This is a genomic window from Streptomyces sp. NPDC090442, assembly GCF_044769405.1.
Classification (GTDB): Bacteria; Actinomycetota; Actinomycetes; order Streptomycetales; family Streptomycetaceae; genus Streptomyces.
Genome location: NZ_JBIVXW010000067.1, coordinates 32,989 through 49,981, shown reverse-complemented (window position 1 = coordinate 49,981; position 16,993 = coordinate 32,989). Strand labels below are relative to the sequence as shown.

Below are 16,993 nucleotides of genomic sequence, written 5' to 3'. Positions count from 1 at the left end.
GACCTGCCCAACCACGGAGGTGCCCCGCGCGTTCTCCCCTGCGTCAACCTCATAGCCACACCCAACCCTCCAGAGCTACAGATGGAAAAGGCTCCAAGACCGTGCTGTACCCACCGCAGCCGGCCGAACAGAAAGCCGCCGAATGGGATCGCCCCGCGCTGGGGAAAAGCCGAGGTCGACACCGGAAGCCAACCCCAGCAGAGGACCGAGAGCAGTAGCAGTCCATTCAGGGCCGCGCGGGAAGGCGGCGGCAATATAGCGGCGGATCCCCGGTTACCGAAACCGGGGATCCGCCGAATACTTGTAGCTCCACCGCCACTTCCTGACCGCCCGTCGAAAGGCAGCACAGCGACGATCTATAACGTCACCGCCACACGGCATGCAGTACCTGTTCCTGGCCCGTCACGCCGCGGCGTAGCTGAGGCGGAACAGATCTTGCGCGCGCTCCAGATCCCGCTCCGTACGCAGTTGCACCTCCAGGTCGCCGGTGCCGTGGTGGCCGAGCCCCGTCACATCCCGCGTGAAGCCGGGAACGAGGTCGACCTCCTTGGGGTCCGCTTTGAGGTAGACGAGGAGCTTGGTCTGCTGCGGCGGGCAGACGCAGGCGAAGTTCCGCAGCCGCTGGTAGGCGGTGTACTGCTTGCGCTGCACCCGTGTGATGCCTCCTCCGAGGCCGACCAGTGCCTCGTCGACCGCCGCAGCCAGCTCGGTCATCGCGCCGCCCTGCCATCGGGCGGTCGGCAGCCCGGCCACGCGCCGGCGAACCCGCTGGGAAGCGGCCAACTGCCCGGTGACCGAAGCCACGGTCTCCAGGCCGAAGTGGCCGCTGCCGAAGTACCGGTAGCGGACCAGGTCGATGCTGCGCCGGTGCTCGCGAACGGCGTGCGCGTCGTAACGCGTGAAGTCGCCGGCCACGCAGATAAGCCGCGGTGCGCTCCACAGGATCTGGGACGCGGCCGTGACACCGAGCCGGTCACGGACCAGGTTCCGGAAGGCGTCCTTATGGGCCGTGAGCCAAGCCATGTAATACAGGCCCTGGTTGATTACCCCGGCGGCGGTACCTCGCTTGTACTCGATGATGACCGGTGCACCGTTCTCGTCGAGTCCCAGCGAATCGATACGACCGCCGTCGACGCAGTCGATGACGTACTCGCCCGCCAGGAACGTGACACCCAGCATCGTCTCCATGTGCGCCTCGACGAGGCCCTGTATATCCGCCTCGACCTCAGCAAGACGCGGCACGACCTCGGTCACACCGCATTGCGTGTTGAACAGCTTCAGCGCCACCACTCCCCCTGCACGATCACGATGCCAGAAGTGAACGTCGCAGGGCCCAGGGATATTTCCGCTACCGATACCTTTTCGAAAGGGACGAAGATCCACAGATGCACAGCCAGAACGACGTGATGCCGGACATGGACTCCCTGTACAGCCCCTCCCACATCCGCACCACCTGGGGCGGAACCGGCAGCATCGAAGACGCTTCCAGGGCCTTCGGGTTCTCGCGGGCCAAGGGCTACGACCTGGTCCGGCGCGGGGAGTTCCCCTGCCGTGTGCTGCGCATCGGCCGCAGCACACGTGTCGTCACCGCATCCCTGCTCCGCGTACTAGAAAGCGGTGAGCCTGAGTACAGCGAAGTCCACGACGCGCGCCGCACGCTGGCGTGACCCAGCTCGCATAGAAGCCCCCGCCGGAGCACTTCCGGCGGGGGCTTCTTGCTCTTCTCACTCATCTCCCGCCGCAGCCGCTCCAGCTCGGCGCGTTCGGCCTCCCGCAGCCGGCCACCCTGCGCGGCTGGCGCGGGCCGGTCAGAGGAAGCCGAGCCGTTGCGGCGCCACCGCGAGACCAGCTGTGCAGCGTCCCCGGGTGCACCCCGAGTTCTTCGGCGACCTCGGGGATCGCCTTCCTCGTCTCGATCAGGATGTGTACGGCACCCTCACGGAAGTCGGCGTCGTACTTCTGTTGCTTGGACCCCATGGACCTCAACTTTCCCTGGTATCACGGACTCCACGTTACGAGGGGAACCTCACTTCGCCGAGCAACACACAGGCACGAATGAGAGCTCGGCGCTTCAAGCCGGCCAGCTCTTCCCGCAGCGCTGGATCGGCAGTGACCAGGACCGCTTTGAGCTGGTTGGTGGCCTGGGTACAGGCTTTGACAGCGGATTCCCTGGCCACGATGTACATACGCGCGATCTCTACCGGGCCGTTCCCCGACTTCACCCGGGAACACGCACGGCCACTGAGCACGCCACGGGCGGCAGCTTCTGCATCACCCTGGTCGGTTTTGCTCCGCCGGCGACGAGCCGAACGCCCCGGCCCAGGGGCCTCGATGACGTCGATACCTTGCGACAGCAGATACCGGGACAGCGCCGCCCCATAGTTGCCAGATCCCTCTACCCCGGCACGCCGAAAGAGACCTAACCGGGATGCCCACTGCGCAAGTTGACAATATCCGGTCGCGGTGGCCGGGAAGCTCTCAATGGCCAGGGTCTTCCCCGTCGTCGAAATCACGGCAGCCACGTGAACATCTCGGTGCGTGTCAACCCCAAGAATCACCTCGTCTGCATCCGGAGAAGGGTGATCCATGGGATGAACAGAGCTTGTTGATTCGATCGTTCATCCGCTCCCGTCAGTAGTTGCACATCAGCGTCGCCACTGGCCCGGAGGAGCGGTCGTCAGTGAAACGGTGCAGATTCTCACGCACAGCAGCCCTCCAGACACACTCCCCCGAACCAGCGTCTGTGCGCACTGCCTCGCCCCGCGAACGACATAGGATCGTCAGGACACTTTGGTCAGAAATCTCAGGAGCCAGATCACGGCACGACGGCAGCATCGCTGTCATCTCTTCCATCTGCCGCTCACCAGTACACCGCTGCCTCTCGTCGAGGGAGCACCCGTTGAAGCCCAGCAGCGTCCACGCGCCCCCGGGATCTTCATCGCTACGGAACAGCGCGCCCGCGCGCATCGCAAGCCCCAGCCGCCAAAACGCGCCCCCGCTGCGTCGTCCCAGCCGCCGTCTCGCCCCTTCCGCTGCGTCGAGAACGGTGAGCCCGAGCACAGCAAGATCGCACCGAACACCGCGAACCAGGCAGTCCTCGAACGCAGGAACCCCCGCCGGCAGCCGACGAGGGTCCCTCACCTCTCACTTGCTATCACACGCGTCCCACCAACACCGTCGACGCAGGTGGACCACAAGAACCCCACCTGCACAAACGGACCCGACCTAGACCACATGGACGCCAGAAGACGCTTCCAACAACCTGATGCGGAACAACCGGTGATGTCCGGTGCGAGCCCAGGGTGTTGGCGGCTCACCACCCTGCTCGGCGCGAGCGGTGCGGTAGCCCTGGCCGCCCTGCCGCTGACGATGGCGTCGGGCCGCAAGGGAGGTCGGCCCAGATGGGGCTTCACCCATACCCAGTACAGCACGGACCACGGCGCGCCGGAGGCAACGCGGGGGGCTGCCGACCTGCTCTCCGCGCGGCCCCTGCCGCAGAACCAGCACATCATGGGCTGGAGCGCAGAGAACCCCGAACCGAAGCCCGGACGGTACGACTTCGAGGCCCTCGACGAGCACGTCGCCCGGATGCGGGCCATCGGCGGGCTCCCCGTCCGCACCTTGTGCGGCGCCGCTGACTGGATGAAGGGCGGGCGGCAGGGACGTACCGACTGTCCCGGCTGAAGGCCGTCCCCGGCCGACGCCACTGAGCCCTTCAATAGATCAACGAGGAAATTCCGGATTCCCCTCGGAGACCATTTCCCCCGGAATGGCTGCGGCAGAACCTGAGAACCCCCGCGGGGCGCGACGTCATGAGGAACGACGGACCCGTGCGGCCTTACGGGCCTCGGCCAGCTGGCGGGCCTCGGCGGCGCGACGGGACTCACCCCCTGAGCGGCCGGGCCGGCCCGGGGTGGTGCCCCGGCCACGGAACGGGGCGCCGCCGCGCTGGGGGCGCTGCGCGGCCGGCGTGCCTCCACTGACAGGGACGCCGGAGGGGGCCTGGGCGCCGGTGATGCGGCTCAGTTCAGCCTCGCCGGAGCGGACCTGGGTGGTCTGCGGGGTGATGCCCGCGTCCGCCATGAGGCGCGCCATGTCGCGGCGCTGGTTGGGCAGGACCAGGGTGACGACGCGGCCGGACTCGCCGGCACGAGCGGTGCGGCCGCCGCGGTGCAGGTAGTCCTTGTGGTCGCTGGGCGGGTCGACGTTGACCACCAGATCGAGGTTGTCGACGTGGATGCCGCGGGCCGCGACGTTGGTGGCCACCAGCGCTGTGACCTCGCCGGTCTTGAACCGGGCCAGGGTGCGGGTGCGCTGGGGCTGGGACTTGCCGCCGTGCAGCGCTGCGGCACGTACACCGCTGTTCAGCAGGTGCGTGGTGAGCTTGTCGACGGCGTGCTTGGTGTCCAGGAACATGATCACCCGGCCGTCCCGGGCCGCGATCTCGGTCGTGGTGGCGTACTTGTCTGCGCCGTGTATGTGCAGCACGTGGTGTTCCATCGTGGCGACCGCGCCCGCCGACGGGTCGACCGAGTGGACCACGGGGTCGTGGAGATAGCGGCGGACGAGGAGGTCGACGTTGCGGTCCAGGGTGGCCGAGAACAGCATCCGCTGGCCGTCCGCGTGTACCTGGTCGAGCAGTTCGGTCACCTGGGGCATGAATCCCATGTCGGCCATCTGGTCAGCCTCGTCCAGGACGGTGATGGTCACCCGGTCCAGGCGGCAGTCCTTGCGCTCGATCAGGTCCTTGAGGCGGCCCGGGGTCGCGATGACCACCTCGGCGCCGGCGCGCAGTGCACCGGCCTGCCGGCCGATCGACATACCGCCGACCACCGTGGCCAGCCGCAGCTTCAGGGACCGGGCGTACGGCGTGAGCGCGTCCGTGACCTGCTGGGCCAGCTCGCGGGTCGGGACAAGGATCAGGGCCAGTGGCTGTCGGGGCTCGGCTCGCCGTCCGGCGGTGCGCGCCAGCAGCGCCAGGCCGAAGGCGAGCGTCTTGCCCGATCCGGTGCGTCCGCGGCCCAGGACGTCCCGGCCTGCAAGGGAGTTCGGCAGCGTGGCCGCCTGGATCGGGAACGGCTCGCTCACGCGAAGGCCGGTGAGCGTCCTCAGCAGTTCGGCGGGCATGTCGAGTTCGTCGAAGCTGGCAGCCGTGGTCAGGGCCGGGGTGATGGTGACGGGCAGTGCGAACTCCCCCTGCGGCGTGGAGCCGTGGCGCCCGTGTCCGCCGGAACGGCTGCCGGGGCGTCCCTGACCTTGCGGGCGGACTCGGGCACCCCGGTCGGAACCGGCGGAGCCGCCCTTACGAGGGTTGGGGTAGCGGTCATTCGTGCGAGCTGAGCGGTTCATGGAGAACCTTCCTCGATATGGCACGTATCGAGGAGTTCTCAGCAGAAATAGGCCGAATGAATCGCAAGAACGAGCCGGATAAAAACCTGGAACGAAGCCGGCCGCACCATACGGGACGGCAGTACACTGCCTGAAGTCAGGCGAGCCGTCACACACCGCCATGGCGCGTCGGATATAAAAAGCTTTGGAAACAGCAACGAGCTGAGGCCCGCATCAGTGCGGGCCCCAGCTACCTGTTATGCGTCAGCGTCAGGCAGGAACAATGTTCTCCGCCTGCGGGCCCTTCTGGCCCTGCGTGACGTCGAAGTTCACCTTCTGGCCTTCCTGAAGCTCGCGGAAGCCCTGGGTGGCAATGTTCGAGTAGTGGGCGAAGACGTCAGGGCCGCCACCCTCCTGCTCGATGAAGCCGAAACCCTTTTCCGCGTTGAACCACTTCACGGTACCGGTAGCCATGTTAAATCTCCTTCGGGGCAGTGCCTGGGGGCCCGCACTGCGCGAACCCCGGCGTCGCCGCGATGATTACCCCGTCCGGAAAACAGCACCGGAAATATAAAAGCGCCCGACGGCATAAAGCCATCAAAGGCGCTATGGGAACCACAACTGCAACTGGGATCAACAGTAGCACGGCATGAGCGTCCATGCGTCAGCATTTCAGTGAGTCTCTTTCATCCGGGATCGCGGGTGCTGGTCAGCGGGGTGGCGCGAAGAGACGAGGCTCCTGGTCGTTGCGTTGGCGTTCGCTACGCACCGCCTGCGACTCCGGGACACACGAACCCGCGTCGGACACCACTCACCAGGCCCGCCCTCGAACACGGGAACCCCCGCCGGAGCCAGCCGACGGGGGTTCCTCACCACTCACTTGCTATCACGCGCATCTCACCAACCCCGTCGATGCAGCTGGACCACAAGGCCCCCACCTGCACAAACAGCCACGGCCTAGACCACGTGGACGTCATAAGACGCTTACGACAACCTGTGCCAGGTCGTCCCGAGGGCGGGCCCCCAGGACGAGGACGGGGGCGCCTTCGGGGCCGTCGATCCGGTGCTGAAGGGTCTTCTCGCTCACGCGACCCAAGCTACCCATTCGATGACACGATCCTGACACCCGGGTCAGGAAGCGTTCGTCAAAAACGAAGCGCAGATCAGAAATGGACGGTCGAAACGGTGTAAACGACCGGGTGCCCGGGCTCGTCGAAGCTCACCATGATCCGCTGCGCGGGCTGCGGCGCCGGCCGGTTGACCGTGGTTCCCTGCCACGGCCAGTCGACGTGGAAGTCCCAGCCGACCTTGGCGGCCTGTGCGGGCGCGATGGTGATCGCGCCCTTCTTCAGGGCGGCGGTGTGGGAGCCGACCGCCTTGAGGTACGCCGTCAGCCCGTAGTCGTTGGTGCGGAACTGCACGAACAGGGAGCTGGTCTTCCAGGAGTTGGTCTCGTAGTAGTAGACGGGCGTGGAGCCGAGCGGCACCGGGACGTCGTAGATCCGCTGCTGCAACCGGGAGGGGAAGGCGTTGGTCAGCCCGGTGGCGGCGGCCTCGGACTCCTTGTCCTCGCCGCCGTCCCGGCTCTGCTGGGCGGAGATGACGAAGTAGCCGGCCGGGATGGTGATCAGCAGGAAGATCACCAGCGCCATCAGGAAGGGGCGGCGGGTCCGGGCGCGGGGCGCGGGGCCCGCGGCGTGCTCGTCGTGCCGGGGCTGCTGGTCCGGGTCGGTCATCGGCGGCCCGACCGTTCGTAGCGTTCGTAGCGCTCCGCGCGGCGGCGGTTGGCGCGCCGGAAGCGGCGGGCCACCAGGCGGGCGAGGTCGGCGGCGCCCACCATCCCGGCCTCGGGGCCCAGTTGGGCCTTGGCGATGGTGGCCTCGGGGCGGTAGCCGCGGCCGGTGAGGTGGCGCTTGAAGGCGTCCCGGGCGGGGCCGATCAGCAGGTCGTCGGCGGCGCTGACGCCACCGCCGATGACGAAGCAGGAGGGGTCGAGGGCGGCGGCGAGGTTGGCGATGCCGACGCCGAGCCACTGGCCGATGTCCTGGAGGAGCTCGACGCACATCGCGTCGCCCTCGCGGGCCAGCTCGGTGATCAACGGGCCGGTGATGTCGCCGATCCGTCCGCCGACCCGCTCGATGATGTTGTACGCGACCGGGGAGTCGGCGGCAGCCAGCTCCCGCGCCTCGCGGACCAGGGCGTTGCCGGAGCTGTACTGCTCCCAGCAGCCGCGGTTGCCGCACGGGCAGCGGTGGCCGCCGGGGACCACCTGCATGTGGCCGAACTCGCCGGCCACCCCGTACTTGCCGCGCTTTATCGCGCCGTCCTCCAGGATGGCGCCGCCGATGCCGGTGCCGAGCGTGATCATGACGAGGTGGTCCTCGCCTCGACCGGCACCGAACCGCCACTCCGCCCAGGCGGCGGTGTTGGCGTCGTTGTCGACCATGACCGGGACCGCGAGGCGCTCGGCGAGGCGGTCCCGCAGCGGCTCGTTGCGCCAGTTCAGGTGCGGGGCGAAGAGCACCCGGGAGCGGTCGGCGTCCACCCAGCCGGCGGCACCGATGCCCACGGCGTGCACGTCGTGCCGGTCGGAGAGGTCCAGCACCAGCTCGGTGATGGTGTCCTCGACGACCTTGGGGCTCTTGGACTTGTCCGGTGTCTCGGCACGGACCTTCTCCAGGATGTTGCCGTCGGCGTCGACCACCCCGGCCATGACCTTGGTGCCGCCGATGTCGATGCCGACGGTGGGCACCCGGGGGGCGGTCAGGTGCGAGCGGCGCTCGCGGGCGCCGACGGTGCGCAGGACGGTGGCGCGGGCGGTGCCGCGGTGTGCCCGGTCCCGGTACATGCTCATCGGATCACCCCTCGGACCTCGTCGCGGGTACGGCTGCCGGGACAGCCGTGGTGGCTGCCGTTTCGGTCTCGACGGCTGCGTGCGGGCAAGAGTCGTCTCGTCCCTGCGGGTCTCGGGGAGGCGGGGGCCTCCTTGGATGGTCCGGTGCGATTGTGCATCACCCGCGCCGTCCGGCGCACCGCGGTGCCGGGCCGTGCGCCCCGCATCGGCCAGGAGCCGGCGCGGGGCGCGCACGGGTTCACTCGGGCCGGTGACCCCCGGGGAACTCCGCGGGGGCGGAGCGGGACAGCTCGTGGCTGAGCTGCTCCAGCTCGCTGCCGCCGGCCATCTGCCGGGTCAGCTCCTCCAGCGCGATCTCCGACTTGAGGTGGCTGCCGGCCATGGTGCCGCGCTTGAGCAGCACGAAGCGGTCGCCGACCAGGTAGGCGTGGTGCGGGTTGTGGGTGATCAACACCACGCCGAGCCCGGCGTCCCGGGCGGCCGCGACGTACTTGAGCACCACGCCGGACTGCTTGACGCCGAGCGCCGCGGTCGGCTCGTCCAGGACGAGGACCTTGGCGCCGAAGTAGACGGCGCGGGCGATCGCGACGCACTGCCGCTCACCGCCGGAGAGGGTGCCGATGGGCTGGTCGACGTCGCGCAGGTCGATGCCCATCCGCAGCAGCTCGGCGCGGGTGGTCTCGCGCATGGTGCGGACGTCGAGCCGGCGGAACGGGCCGACGCCGGTGGTCGGCTCGGAGCCCAGGAAGAAGTTCCGCCACACCGGCATCAGCGGCACCACCGCCAGATCCTGGTAGACGGTGGCGATGCCACGGTCCAGGGCCTCGCGCGGGGAGCCGAGCCGGGCCTCCTCGCCCTCTATCCGGAAGGCGCCGGCGTCGTGCTGGTGCAGCCCCGCGATGATCTTGATGAGGGTGGACTTGCCGGCGCCGTTGTCGCCGAGCACGCAGGTGATCTCGCCCGCGTGCACCTCCAGTGACACCCCGGTCAACGCCTTGACGTTGCCGTAGAACTTGCTGACGTCATCGAGTTCGACGAGGGCCGTCATGACTTGTCCTCCGCGCGCTTGCGGACCCAGGCGTTCAGGAGCGTGGCGAGCAGCAGCATCACGCCGAGGAAGAACTTGTACCAGTCCGGGTTCCACTGCGCGTAGACGATGCCCTTGCTGGCCATGCCGAAGATCAGCGCGCCGACCGCGGCGCCGATCGCTGAGCCGAAGCCGCCGGTCATCAGACAGCCGCCGACCGCCGCCGCGATGATGTAGAGGAACTCGTTGCCGACGCCGTCGCCGGACTGGATCGCGTCGAACGAGAACAGCAGGTGCTGGCCCGAGATCCAGGCGCAGAACGCGACGCCCATGTAGAGGCCGATCTTGGTGCGGGTGACCGGGACGCCGACCGCGCGGGCCGCGTCCGCGTTGCCGCCCACCGCGAAGATCCAGTTGCCGGCCCGGGTCCGCAGCAGGACCCAGGTGGCGACCGCGACCAGCGCCAGCCACCACACGATGGTGATCTGGATGTCCACACCGCCGATGGTCAGGTGCGAGGCGAAGAGCGCGCGGGCGGAGTCGAAGCCCTCCATGTCGGCGATGGACTTGGTCGACACGGTGCCGCTGATCAGCTTGGTGAAGCCGAGGTTGAGGCCGGTGAGCATGAAGAAGGTGCCCAGCGTGATGACGAAGCTGGGCAGCTTCGTCCGGGTCAGCAGCACCCCGTTGAAGACCCCGATGGCGAGGGTCACCAGCAGCGAAACCCCGACGCCGACCCAGGTGTTGGCGGTCATCTGGTAGCTGAACATCGACGAGACCAGCGCCGAGCTGACCACCATCACGCCGGCCGACAGGTCGAACTCCCCGCCGATCATCAGCAGCGCCACCGGGACGGCCATGATGCCGATCGTCGACGACGCGTACAGCACCGTGGAGAGGCTGGCGGGCCGCAGGAACGGCTCGGCGATCAACGAGAAGAAGAGGAAGACGGCGATCGCGCCGACCACCGAGCCCAGCTCGGGGCGGCTCATCAGCCGGCGGGCCAGGGAGCGGTGCACCAGCCGCTCGTCGCCGGGACCCCCGGTCGGGGCGGGCTGCCTGGCGGGTGCGTCGGCGGCGCTCATCGGGTCCCCCGCTTCGTGTACTCCTGCAGCGCGGCGGCGTCCTTCTTGGTGATCACCTGGGGTCCGGTGAGCACCGGCTTGCCGCCGCCGAGGATGTCGGAGTTGTACTTGTAGAGCCACAGCAGGTCGACCGCCTGGTAGCCCTGGAGGTAGGGCTGCTGGTCGACGGCGAAGCCCAGGGAACCGTCCTTCAGGCCGTTCGCCACCTGGGCGTTGAGGTCGAAGGTGTCGATCTCGACCTTGCTGCCGGCCTGCTCCTTGGCCTGGACGGCGGTGGGGGCGAACGGCGCGCCGAGGGTGACCACGGCGTCGATGGCCGGGTCGGCCTGGAGCTTGGACTCGATGGACGCCTGCACGTCGGGCATGTTGGTGCCGTCCACGTACAGCTTCTGCATCTCGCCCTTGAAGGTCTTCGCCGCGCCGTCGCAGCGCTGCTCGTGACCGACGTTGCCCTGCTCGTGCAGGACGCACAGGGCCTTCTTCTTCCCGCGCTTGGTCAGCTCCTCGCCGACCGCCTCGCCGGCCACCGTCTCGTCCTGGCCGATGTGGGTCAGCGCGCCGAACGCCTTGGACTCGGCGGCGCCGGAGTTCACCGTGATGACCGGGATGCCGGCCTTCTCGGCCTTGCGCACCACGTCCTTCATGGCGTCCGGCTTGGCCAGCGAGACGATCAGCCCGTCGACCTTCTGGTCGATGTAGGACTGCACGAGCTGGCTCTGCCGCTGGGCCTCCTTGTCGTGCGCGTAGACGAAGTTGATGTTGTCCTTGACCGCGGCCTGCTGGGCGCCGTTCTGCACGATGTCCCAGAAGGTGTCGCCGTCTCCCGAGTGGGTGACCATCGCGAACGTCCACCGGGGGGTGTGCACGGCGGCCTTGCCCCCGGCGGCCTGCGCCGCGCGTTCCTCGGCGCGCTTGCCGCCGGTGCTGCTGCACCCCGCGAGGGAGACGCCGAGCACCGCTGCCAGCACGGCGCCCACGACGCGTCCTCTTCTTCCAACCCTTGCCACGAGGAAACGCCTCTCCCGCTCTTGTCGCTGTCCCGGGTCTGTCTGGTGTCGCCGCGACGCCGGGCGACCGGGCCGGGCAACCGACCAAGTATCCGTTACCGGCGTTCTGTACCGATTCACGGGGCCCGGCCGTAGGGGGCCGGTGCCGGATGGTACGCACTCCGGCGACGGGCCGCGGGGTGTCCCGGGCCGACCTTTACCGTACGGCCTCGCGCCTCACGGCCGGACCAGCAGCTGGAACTCGAAGGCGTAACGGGACGCGCGGTAGACGTGCGAGCCGAACTCCACCGGGCGTCCGGTGTCGTCGAAGGTGGTGCGCTCCATCGTGAGCAGGGGCGCGCCCTCGGGCTCGTCGAGCCGGGCGGCCTCGTCGGCGGTCGCCGCGCGGGCGCCGACGGCCTGCCGGGCGCTGTGCAGGGTGATGCCGGCGGCCCGCATCAGGCGGTACAGGCCGGTCTCCTCCAGGTCGGCGGTCGCCAGCCCCAGCAGGCCGAGGGGAAGGTGGTTGCGCAGATGGGCCACGGGCTCGCCGTGGGTCAGCCGCAGCCGCTCGACCAGAGCGACCTCCGTGCCCTCGGCGATCCCCAGGGCGGCGGCGACCTCGGCGTCCGCCTCGGTGGTGGTGTTCAGCAGGACGCGGGTGGCCGGCTTCTGCCCGGCCGCCTCCAGGTCGTCGTAGAGGCTGCTGAGCTCCAGCGGGCGCTTGACCTGGCTGTGCACGACCTGGGTGCCGATGCCGCGGCGGCGGACCAGCAGGCCCTTGTCGACCAGCGACTGGATCGCCTGGCGCACGGTGGGCCGGGACAGGCCGAGCCGGCCGGCCAGCTCGATCTCGTTGCCGAGCAGGCTGCCGGGGGCCAGCCGGCCGTTCTCGATCGCCGCCTCCAGTTGCTGCGACAACTGGAAGTACAACGGGACCGGACTGTTCCGGTCCACGCTGAACTGGACGGGGCTCTCGCCGCCCGCGGCTTCTGTATCGCGTTTCCCCACGCTCGCGAGCGTATCCGGCCGCACAGATGACGGGAAGTCCGGAGGTCACATTGTCCGGACAAGGACGGTCAGAGGGGCCGGAAGGTGCGGAAGCCGCGGCCCGGAGGTGCACGTCGGGCGGGCCGGGCTACCAGGGCAGCGGCCGGCTGTCGCGGAAGAAGCCGCCGGTCGGCCCGTCGTCGGGCAGCGTCGCCGCGTACAGGACACTGGCCGCGCCCTCCGCGACCGGCCGGCCGCCGGCGCCGCCCATGTCGGTGGCCACCCAGCCCGGGCAGACCGCGTTGACCAGCACGCCGTCCGCCCGCAGTTCCGCGGCGAGCATCCTGGTCAGCGCGTTGAGCGCGGCCTTGGAGGCGGAGTACGCGGGGGTGCCGCCGCCCATGTTCGTCAGCGAGGCGGCCTCGCTGGAGACGTTGACCAGCCGGGGGTGGGCCGAGGCGCGCAGCAGCGGCGCGAACGCGATGGCCATCCGCCACGGCCCGTAGAGGTTGGTCTCGGCCACCTCGCGCACCACCGCCAGATCGGCGGTGACGGCCCGCTGCCAGGTGTCGTAGCCGCTCCCGGCGTTGTTGACCAGTACGTCCAGCCGGCCGAAGGCGTCGGCGACCTCGGCGGCGGCGCGTGCCACGCTGCGGTCGTCGGTGACGTCCAGGGGCAGCGGGCGGAGGTCGGCGTCGGGGCGGGCCGCGGCGCGCAGTTCCTCGACCGTCCGCCGGGCGGCGCCCGGGTCGCGGCCGGTGAGCAGCACGGTGTGGCCGCGCTCGGCGAGTTGGCGGCTCACCTCGCGGCCGATGCCGCGGGTGGCGCCGGTGACGAGGGAGACGGGGGCGGTGGACGGCATGGGTCGCTCCGGGGTGGGTCGCGGACGGGGCGGGGCGGTGCGGAATACCTGGCCGGTCGCGGGCGGGCGGTCACCGCTCGCGGGCGTCGTCCGCCCGTATGGCCGCCGCGGGTTCCGGCGCGTCCGCGGCGGGCCGGCCCGCCGCGTCCTTGGCCAGCGCCCGGATTCCGACGAACAGCAGCAGCGCGCCCAGCAGCGGGCCGACCGCGGCGATGCCGACCGTCGTCGGGATGCCGAAGTGGCCGGAGAGCACGCCGAACGACAGCGGCCCGACGGCGCCGCCGGCGAACAGCCCACCCTGCATCGCCGCCCCCGCCCGGGCGCTCTCCCCCGGCAGCAGCCGCATGGTGGCGGCGAGCAGCAGCCCGGTCCAGCCCCAGCCGCCGGCCACCGCGAGCAGCGCGCCGATCAGGAACGCCACCGGGGTGCCCGCGACGATGGTGGCGAGCCCGGCGGTGCCGGTGAGCATCATCACGGTGACGGTCCAGGGGATCCGGTGCGGCGCCCGGTCCGCCAGGCCGCCCGAGCCGAGGCGCACCGCGACGCCGAGCAGGCTGGCCACCATCTGGAGCGTGCCGGCGGTGGCCGGGGCGAATCCCGAGGCGGTGCCGATCTGGATGAAGTAGGCCGAGCCGACGTTGCTGCCGATGGTCGCCAGCGCCGCGGCCAGACTCCAGGCGACCACCACCCGGCCGACGGTGCGCGGCGACGGTCCCGCGGCGACCCGCCCGGTCGGCCCGCCGGCCGGCCGCTCCGCCCCGACCGCCCCGACTCCCGCCGGCCGGGCCAGCGCCGCGGCGATCAGCGTCAGCAGGGCCAGCCCGGCCGCCGTCCACAGCGCGGGCCGCCAGCCGTGCGGCGCCGCGACCAGCGTCACCAACAGCCCGGGCAGGAACGGCCCGGCGCCGAGCGAGGCGCCGAACAGGCCGCCGGCGAAGGAGTGTCGACCGGGCGCGATGTCGGTGGCGATCACCCGGGCCGCGGCCGGCTGAGTGAAGGCGTTGCCGAGCCCGGCGAGCGCCAACAGCAGGCACAGTTGCCACAGTTGCCCGACCAGCGCCAGGCCGGCGAGCACCGCGGCCGCGAGCAGGGCGACACCGCCGAGCACGGCCCGGACCGGCATCCGCGGCACGATCCGGCGGGCCACCGGGGAGCCCACCGCGGTGAAGGCGAAGAAGCAGGTGACGGCCGCGCCGAAGGCGGTGCCGGAGAGGTGCAGCGTGCGCTGGACGGGCGCCGCGAGGGCGGGCGCCATCAGGCCGGGGGTGATGGCCGCGATGGTCACCACGACGGTGGCGACCAGGCGGCCCCAGCGGCTGCGGGGCACCGAACCGGTGGCGCCCGGGGTGGCACCGGCGGCCGGGGCAGGTGCCGGGGCCGGGGCAAGTCCCAACGAGTGCTGTTTTGCGGCGAGTTGCGGCTTGGGGGAGGAGTCCATGCAGTGATCCTGCGGCCGGATTCCGCCCCCCGTCCAAGGTCTTTTCTGATAGCCAAGGGTTATGGACGCCCACCTTCGCGATCTGCGCTACTTCCTCGCCACCGCCGAGGAGTTGAACTTCACCCGGGCCGCCGAGCGGCTGTTCATCTCCCAGCCGGCGCTCAGCAAGCAGATCCGCCAACTGGAGACGGGCCTGCGGGTCCGGCTCTTCCACCGCGACCGGCGCACGGTGACGCTCACCGAGGCCGGCGCCGCGCTGCTGCCCCGGGCGCGGGAGCTGCTCGGCCTCTGGGACGAGACGCAACGCGCGGTGAGCGACGCGGCGGCCGCCGCGGCCGCGGTGCTGACCCTGGGCGTCTCGACCAGTGTGGGCCGCGGCCTCCTCCCCGCCATCCGGGCGCAGTTCGCCGAGCGCCGCCCCAACTGGCGCATACAGGTGCGGCAGGTCTCCTGGGACGACGGCACCGCCGGGCTCGCCGGCGGCACCGCCGATCTGGCGCTGCTGTGGCTGCCGTTCCCGGGCCAGGAGGCGTTCACCGTCGAGGTGGTGGCCACCGAGCCGCGGTGGGTGGCGCTGCCGGCCGGGCACCGGCTCGCGGACGCCGCCGAGGTCCCGTTCGCCGAGCTGCTCGACGAGCCGTTCCTCGCGCTCCCGGAGAGCGCGGGTGCGCTGCGCGACCACTGGCTCGCGACGGACGAGCGGGGCGGCCGGCCGGTGCGGATCGGGGCCGTGGTGGCCGGCGCGGACGAGACGTTCGAGGCGGTGGAGGAGGGGTTGGGCGTGGTCCTCCTGGCCGCCGGGAACGCCGCGATCTACCGGCGCCCCGGCGTGGTCGCCCGCCCCGTGGTCGGCCTGTCCCCCAGCCAACTGGCGCTGGCCTGGCGGGCGGACGACCACCGGACCGCGCTGCGCGAAGCCGTCGAAGCGGTCCGGCGGGCCGGGCCGCCGGCGTAGCATCCCGTCAACCCGCCGGCCCCGTCGGCCCGCTGCCCCTGCCACGAAGGAGCCGCCCCGTGTCCGTACGCCGCATCGTCCCCAACCTCCGCCTCGCCGAGGGCGACGCCCCCGAGGCCATGGCCGGCCACCGGGCCTTCTACGGCCTGCTCGGCCTGGAGGAGGTGATGAACCACGGCTGGGTGATGACGCTGGCCTCCCCCACCGAGCCCGCCGCGCAGTTGTCCTTCCTGACGCACGACGCGACCGCGCCGGTCGTCCCCGACCTGAGCGTCGAGGTCGCGGACGTGGACGCGGCGTACGAGGCGGTGCGGGCGTCCGGCGCGCGGATCGTGCACCCGTTGCGGGACGAGGAGTGGGGCGTGCGCCGCTTCTTCGTCGAGGCCCCGGACGGGCGGGTGGTCAACGTCCTGGGCCACCGCCGACCGCCGACCGACTGAACGGAACCAGACTCTCCGGTCGCCGCGCCCTCACTGTCGATCCCCCAACCACCGGCCCGCGCCTCCCGCTTCATCCAGCCACGTCGCCCGGCTACTTCATCCAGGCGTCCTCGTACTTCCGGTACGTCCCGTCGTGCGTGGCGAGGTGCACCCACTGGTCCACATACGCCTTGAACTGGTCGTCGCCGCGAGGCAGCGCGTAGCCCTTCTCGGAGAAGGTGAACGGCTTGTCCGGGTGGACCGCGCACAGTTGGGGGTGGATCTTGGCCTGGTAGCGGGTCTCGCTGGCGTCGGTCATCATCACGTCGGCGCGGCCGGCGATGATCTCGTCGAAGATCGTGGTGTTGTCCGGGTGGACGGTGAGGGTGGCGCGCCTGAGGTGGGCGCGAGCGAACTGCTCGTTGGTGCCGCCGGGGTTGACCACCACGCGGGTGCCGGGGCGGTCGATCTGGTCCAGCGTCCGGTACGTGTCCTGGTCGGCGCAGCGGACGATGGGGGTCTTGCCGTCGGTGCGGGTCGGCTCGCTGAAGTAGACGGACCGGGCGCGGGCCAGGGTGATCGAGACGCCGCCCATGCCGATGTCGCAGCGCCCGGACGTCAGGTCGCCGACTAACCCGCCCCAGGTCGTGGGAACGTAACGGGCCGTGGCGTCCAGGCTCTTGGCGAGGTCCTGGGCCATGTCGATGTCCACGCCGTCGTACCGGCCCGTCGCCGGGTCGCGGTAGCTGAAGGGGCGGTAGTCGCCGGTGGTGCAGACCCTCAGCACCCCACGGCGCGGGACGGCGTCCAGGAGCGTGGCCGGCCGCTGCCGGTCGCGCTGGGCCCCGACCTCGGTGGCGGTGCCCGCGGTCGGGGCGGGGGCGCGGGAGGCCGCCGGGGCCGCGGCGGCGAGGGCGAGCAGGCAGGCGAGGGCAGGGAGGATCGCGGCGCGCTTCATCGTGGGCTGACTCCTGATCGGGTGGCCGGAGCGCTCAGGGTGGCAGAGCGCGACGGCCGGGTGAAGCCCCCGCCCGGCCCGTGGGACGACC

18 protein-coding genes are annotated in these 16,993 nt (G+C 70.7%); 4 read left to right on the top strand and 14 right to left on the bottom strand.

Annotation, left to right across the window (positions count from 1 at the left end):
- Window positions 1-402: 402 nt before the first annotated feature.
- On the bottom strand, window positions 403-1,290 hold the full coding sequence (locus tag ACIQU6_RS34490; RefSeq protein WP_403485684.1) for a DUF5655 domain-containing protein: 888 nt from the start codon (window positions 1,288-1,290) through the stop codon (window positions 403-405).
- A gap of 95 nt (window positions 1,291-1,385) precedes the next feature.
- Here ACIQU6_RS34490 and ACIQU6_RS34485 point away from each other — a divergent pair, with 95 nt between their 5' ends.
- Window positions 1,386-1,667, top strand: a complete 282-nt coding sequence (locus ACIQU6_RS34485; RefSeq protein ID WP_403485683.1) for a helix-turn-helix domain-containing protein — start codon at window positions 1,386-1,388, stop codon at window positions 1,665-1,667.
- Between the two features lie 61 nt (window positions 1,668-1,728).
- On the opposite strand, the gene ACIQU6_RS34480 is transcribed toward ACIQU6_RS34485, so the two are convergent.
- Complete coding sequence (locus tag ACIQU6_RS34480; RefSeq protein ID WP_403485682.1) at window positions 1,729-1,977, bottom strand: transposase; 249 nt, start codon at window positions 1,975-1,977, stop codon at window positions 1,729-1,731.
- Between the two features lie 35 nt (window positions 1,978-2,012).
- Window positions 2,013-2,588, bottom strand: a complete 576-nt coding sequence (locus tag ACIQU6_RS34475; protein ID WP_403485681.1) for a transposase — start codon at window positions 2,586-2,588, stop codon at window positions 2,013-2,015.
- 694 nt (window positions 2,589-3,282) lie between these two features.
- Here ACIQU6_RS34475 and ACIQU6_RS34470 point away from each other — a divergent pair.
- Window positions 3,283-3,684, top strand: a complete 402-nt coding sequence (locus ACIQU6_RS34470; RefSeq protein ID WP_403485680.1) for a hypothetical protein — start codon at window positions 3,283-3,285, stop codon at window positions 3,682-3,684.
- 126 nt (window positions 3,685-3,810) lie between these two features.
- Here the strand turns inward: ACIQU6_RS34470 and ACIQU6_RS34465 are convergent, their stop codons facing one another.
- The 10 genes from ACIQU6_RS34465 to ACIQU6_RS34420 form a co-directional block, all read right to left on the bottom strand.
- Window positions 3,811-5,349 (bottom strand): DEAD/DEAH box helicase, encoded by a 1,539-nt coding sequence (locus ACIQU6_RS34465; protein WP_403485679.1) that lies wholly within the window; start codon window positions 5,347-5,349, stop codon window positions 3,811-3,813.
- A 249-nt stretch (window positions 5,350-5,598) separates the two neighbouring features.
- Window positions 5,599-5,802: a cold-shock protein gene (locus tag ACIQU6_RS34460; protein ID WP_018536328.1), complete on the bottom strand. Its 204-nt coding sequence runs from the start codon at window positions 5,800-5,802 to the stop codon at window positions 5,599-5,601.
- A gap of 689 nt (window positions 5,803-6,491) precedes the next feature.
- Window positions 6,492-7,064 carry a hypothetical protein gene (locus ACIQU6_RS34455; protein ID WP_403485678.1) on the bottom strand — a complete coding sequence of 191 codons (573 nt, stop codon included), beginning with the start codon at window positions 7,062-7,064 and terminating at the stop codon, window positions 6,492-6,494.
- Entirely contained in the window at window positions 7,061-8,182 is a 1,122-nt protein-coding gene (locus ACIQU6_RS34450; protein WP_274912566.1) for an ROK family glucokinase, read from the bottom strand. Before ACIQU6_RS34450 ends, ACIQU6_RS34455 begins: the two co-directional genes overlap by 4 nt.
- Before the next feature lie 238 nt (window positions 8,183-8,420).
- Window positions 8,421-9,230, bottom strand: coding sequence for an ATP-binding cassette domain-containing protein (locus ACIQU6_RS34445; RefSeq protein ID WP_403485677.1), 810 nt, complete (start codon window positions 9,228-9,230; stop codon window positions 8,421-8,423).
- Entirely contained in the window at window positions 9,227-10,294 is a 1,068-nt protein-coding gene (locus ACIQU6_RS34440; RefSeq protein ID WP_403485676.1) for an ABC transporter permease, read from the bottom strand. Before ACIQU6_RS34440 ends, ACIQU6_RS34445 begins: the two co-directional genes overlap by 4 nt.
- Window positions 10,291-11,271 carry a sugar ABC transporter substrate-binding protein gene (locus ACIQU6_RS34435; RefSeq protein WP_403485675.1) on the bottom strand — a complete coding sequence of 327 codons (981 nt, stop codon included), beginning with the start codon at window positions 11,269-11,271 and terminating at the stop codon, window positions 10,291-10,293. Before ACIQU6_RS34435 ends, ACIQU6_RS34440 begins: the two co-directional genes overlap by 4 nt.
- A gap of 246 nt (window positions 11,272-11,517) precedes the next feature.
- Window positions 11,518-12,237: a GntR family transcriptional regulator gene (locus ACIQU6_RS34430; protein WP_403485686.1), complete on the bottom strand. Its 720-nt coding sequence runs from the start codon at window positions 12,235-12,237 to the stop codon at window positions 11,518-11,520.
- A 181-nt stretch (window positions 12,238-12,418) separates the two neighbouring features.
- Window positions 12,419-13,132: an SDR family oxidoreductase gene (locus tag ACIQU6_RS34425; RefSeq protein ID WP_403485674.1), complete on the bottom strand. Its 714-nt coding sequence runs from the start codon at window positions 13,130-13,132 to the stop codon at window positions 12,419-12,421.
- A gap of 70 nt (window positions 13,133-13,202) precedes the next feature.
- A complete protein-coding gene (locus ACIQU6_RS34420; RefSeq protein WP_403485673.1) occupies window positions 13,203-14,570 on the bottom strand; it encodes an MFS transporter in 1,368 nt (455 codons plus the stop codon).
- A 61-nt stretch (window positions 14,571-14,631) separates the two neighbouring features.
- Here ACIQU6_RS34420 and ACIQU6_RS34415 point away from each other — a divergent pair, with 61 nt between their 5' ends.
- Both ACIQU6_RS34415 and ACIQU6_RS34410 read left to right on the top strand, forming a co-directional pair.
- Window positions 14,632-15,525 (top strand): LysR family transcriptional regulator, encoded by an 894-nt coding sequence (locus tag ACIQU6_RS34415; RefSeq protein WP_403485672.1) that lies wholly within the window; start codon window positions 14,632-14,634, stop codon window positions 15,523-15,525.
- A gap of 59 nt (window positions 15,526-15,584) precedes the next feature.
- Window positions 15,585-15,965 (top strand): VOC family protein, encoded by a 381-nt coding sequence (locus ACIQU6_RS34410; protein WP_403485671.1) that lies wholly within the window; start codon window positions 15,585-15,587, stop codon window positions 15,963-15,965.
- Window positions 15,966-16,056: 91 nt separating this feature from the next.
- On the opposite strand, the gene ACIQU6_RS34405 is transcribed toward ACIQU6_RS34410, so the two are convergent.
- Window positions 16,057-16,902, bottom strand: coding sequence for a transporter substrate-binding domain-containing protein (locus tag ACIQU6_RS34405; RefSeq protein WP_403485670.1), 846 nt, complete (start codon window positions 16,900-16,902; stop codon window positions 16,057-16,059).
- Window positions 16,903-16,993: the final 91 nt, after the last annotated feature.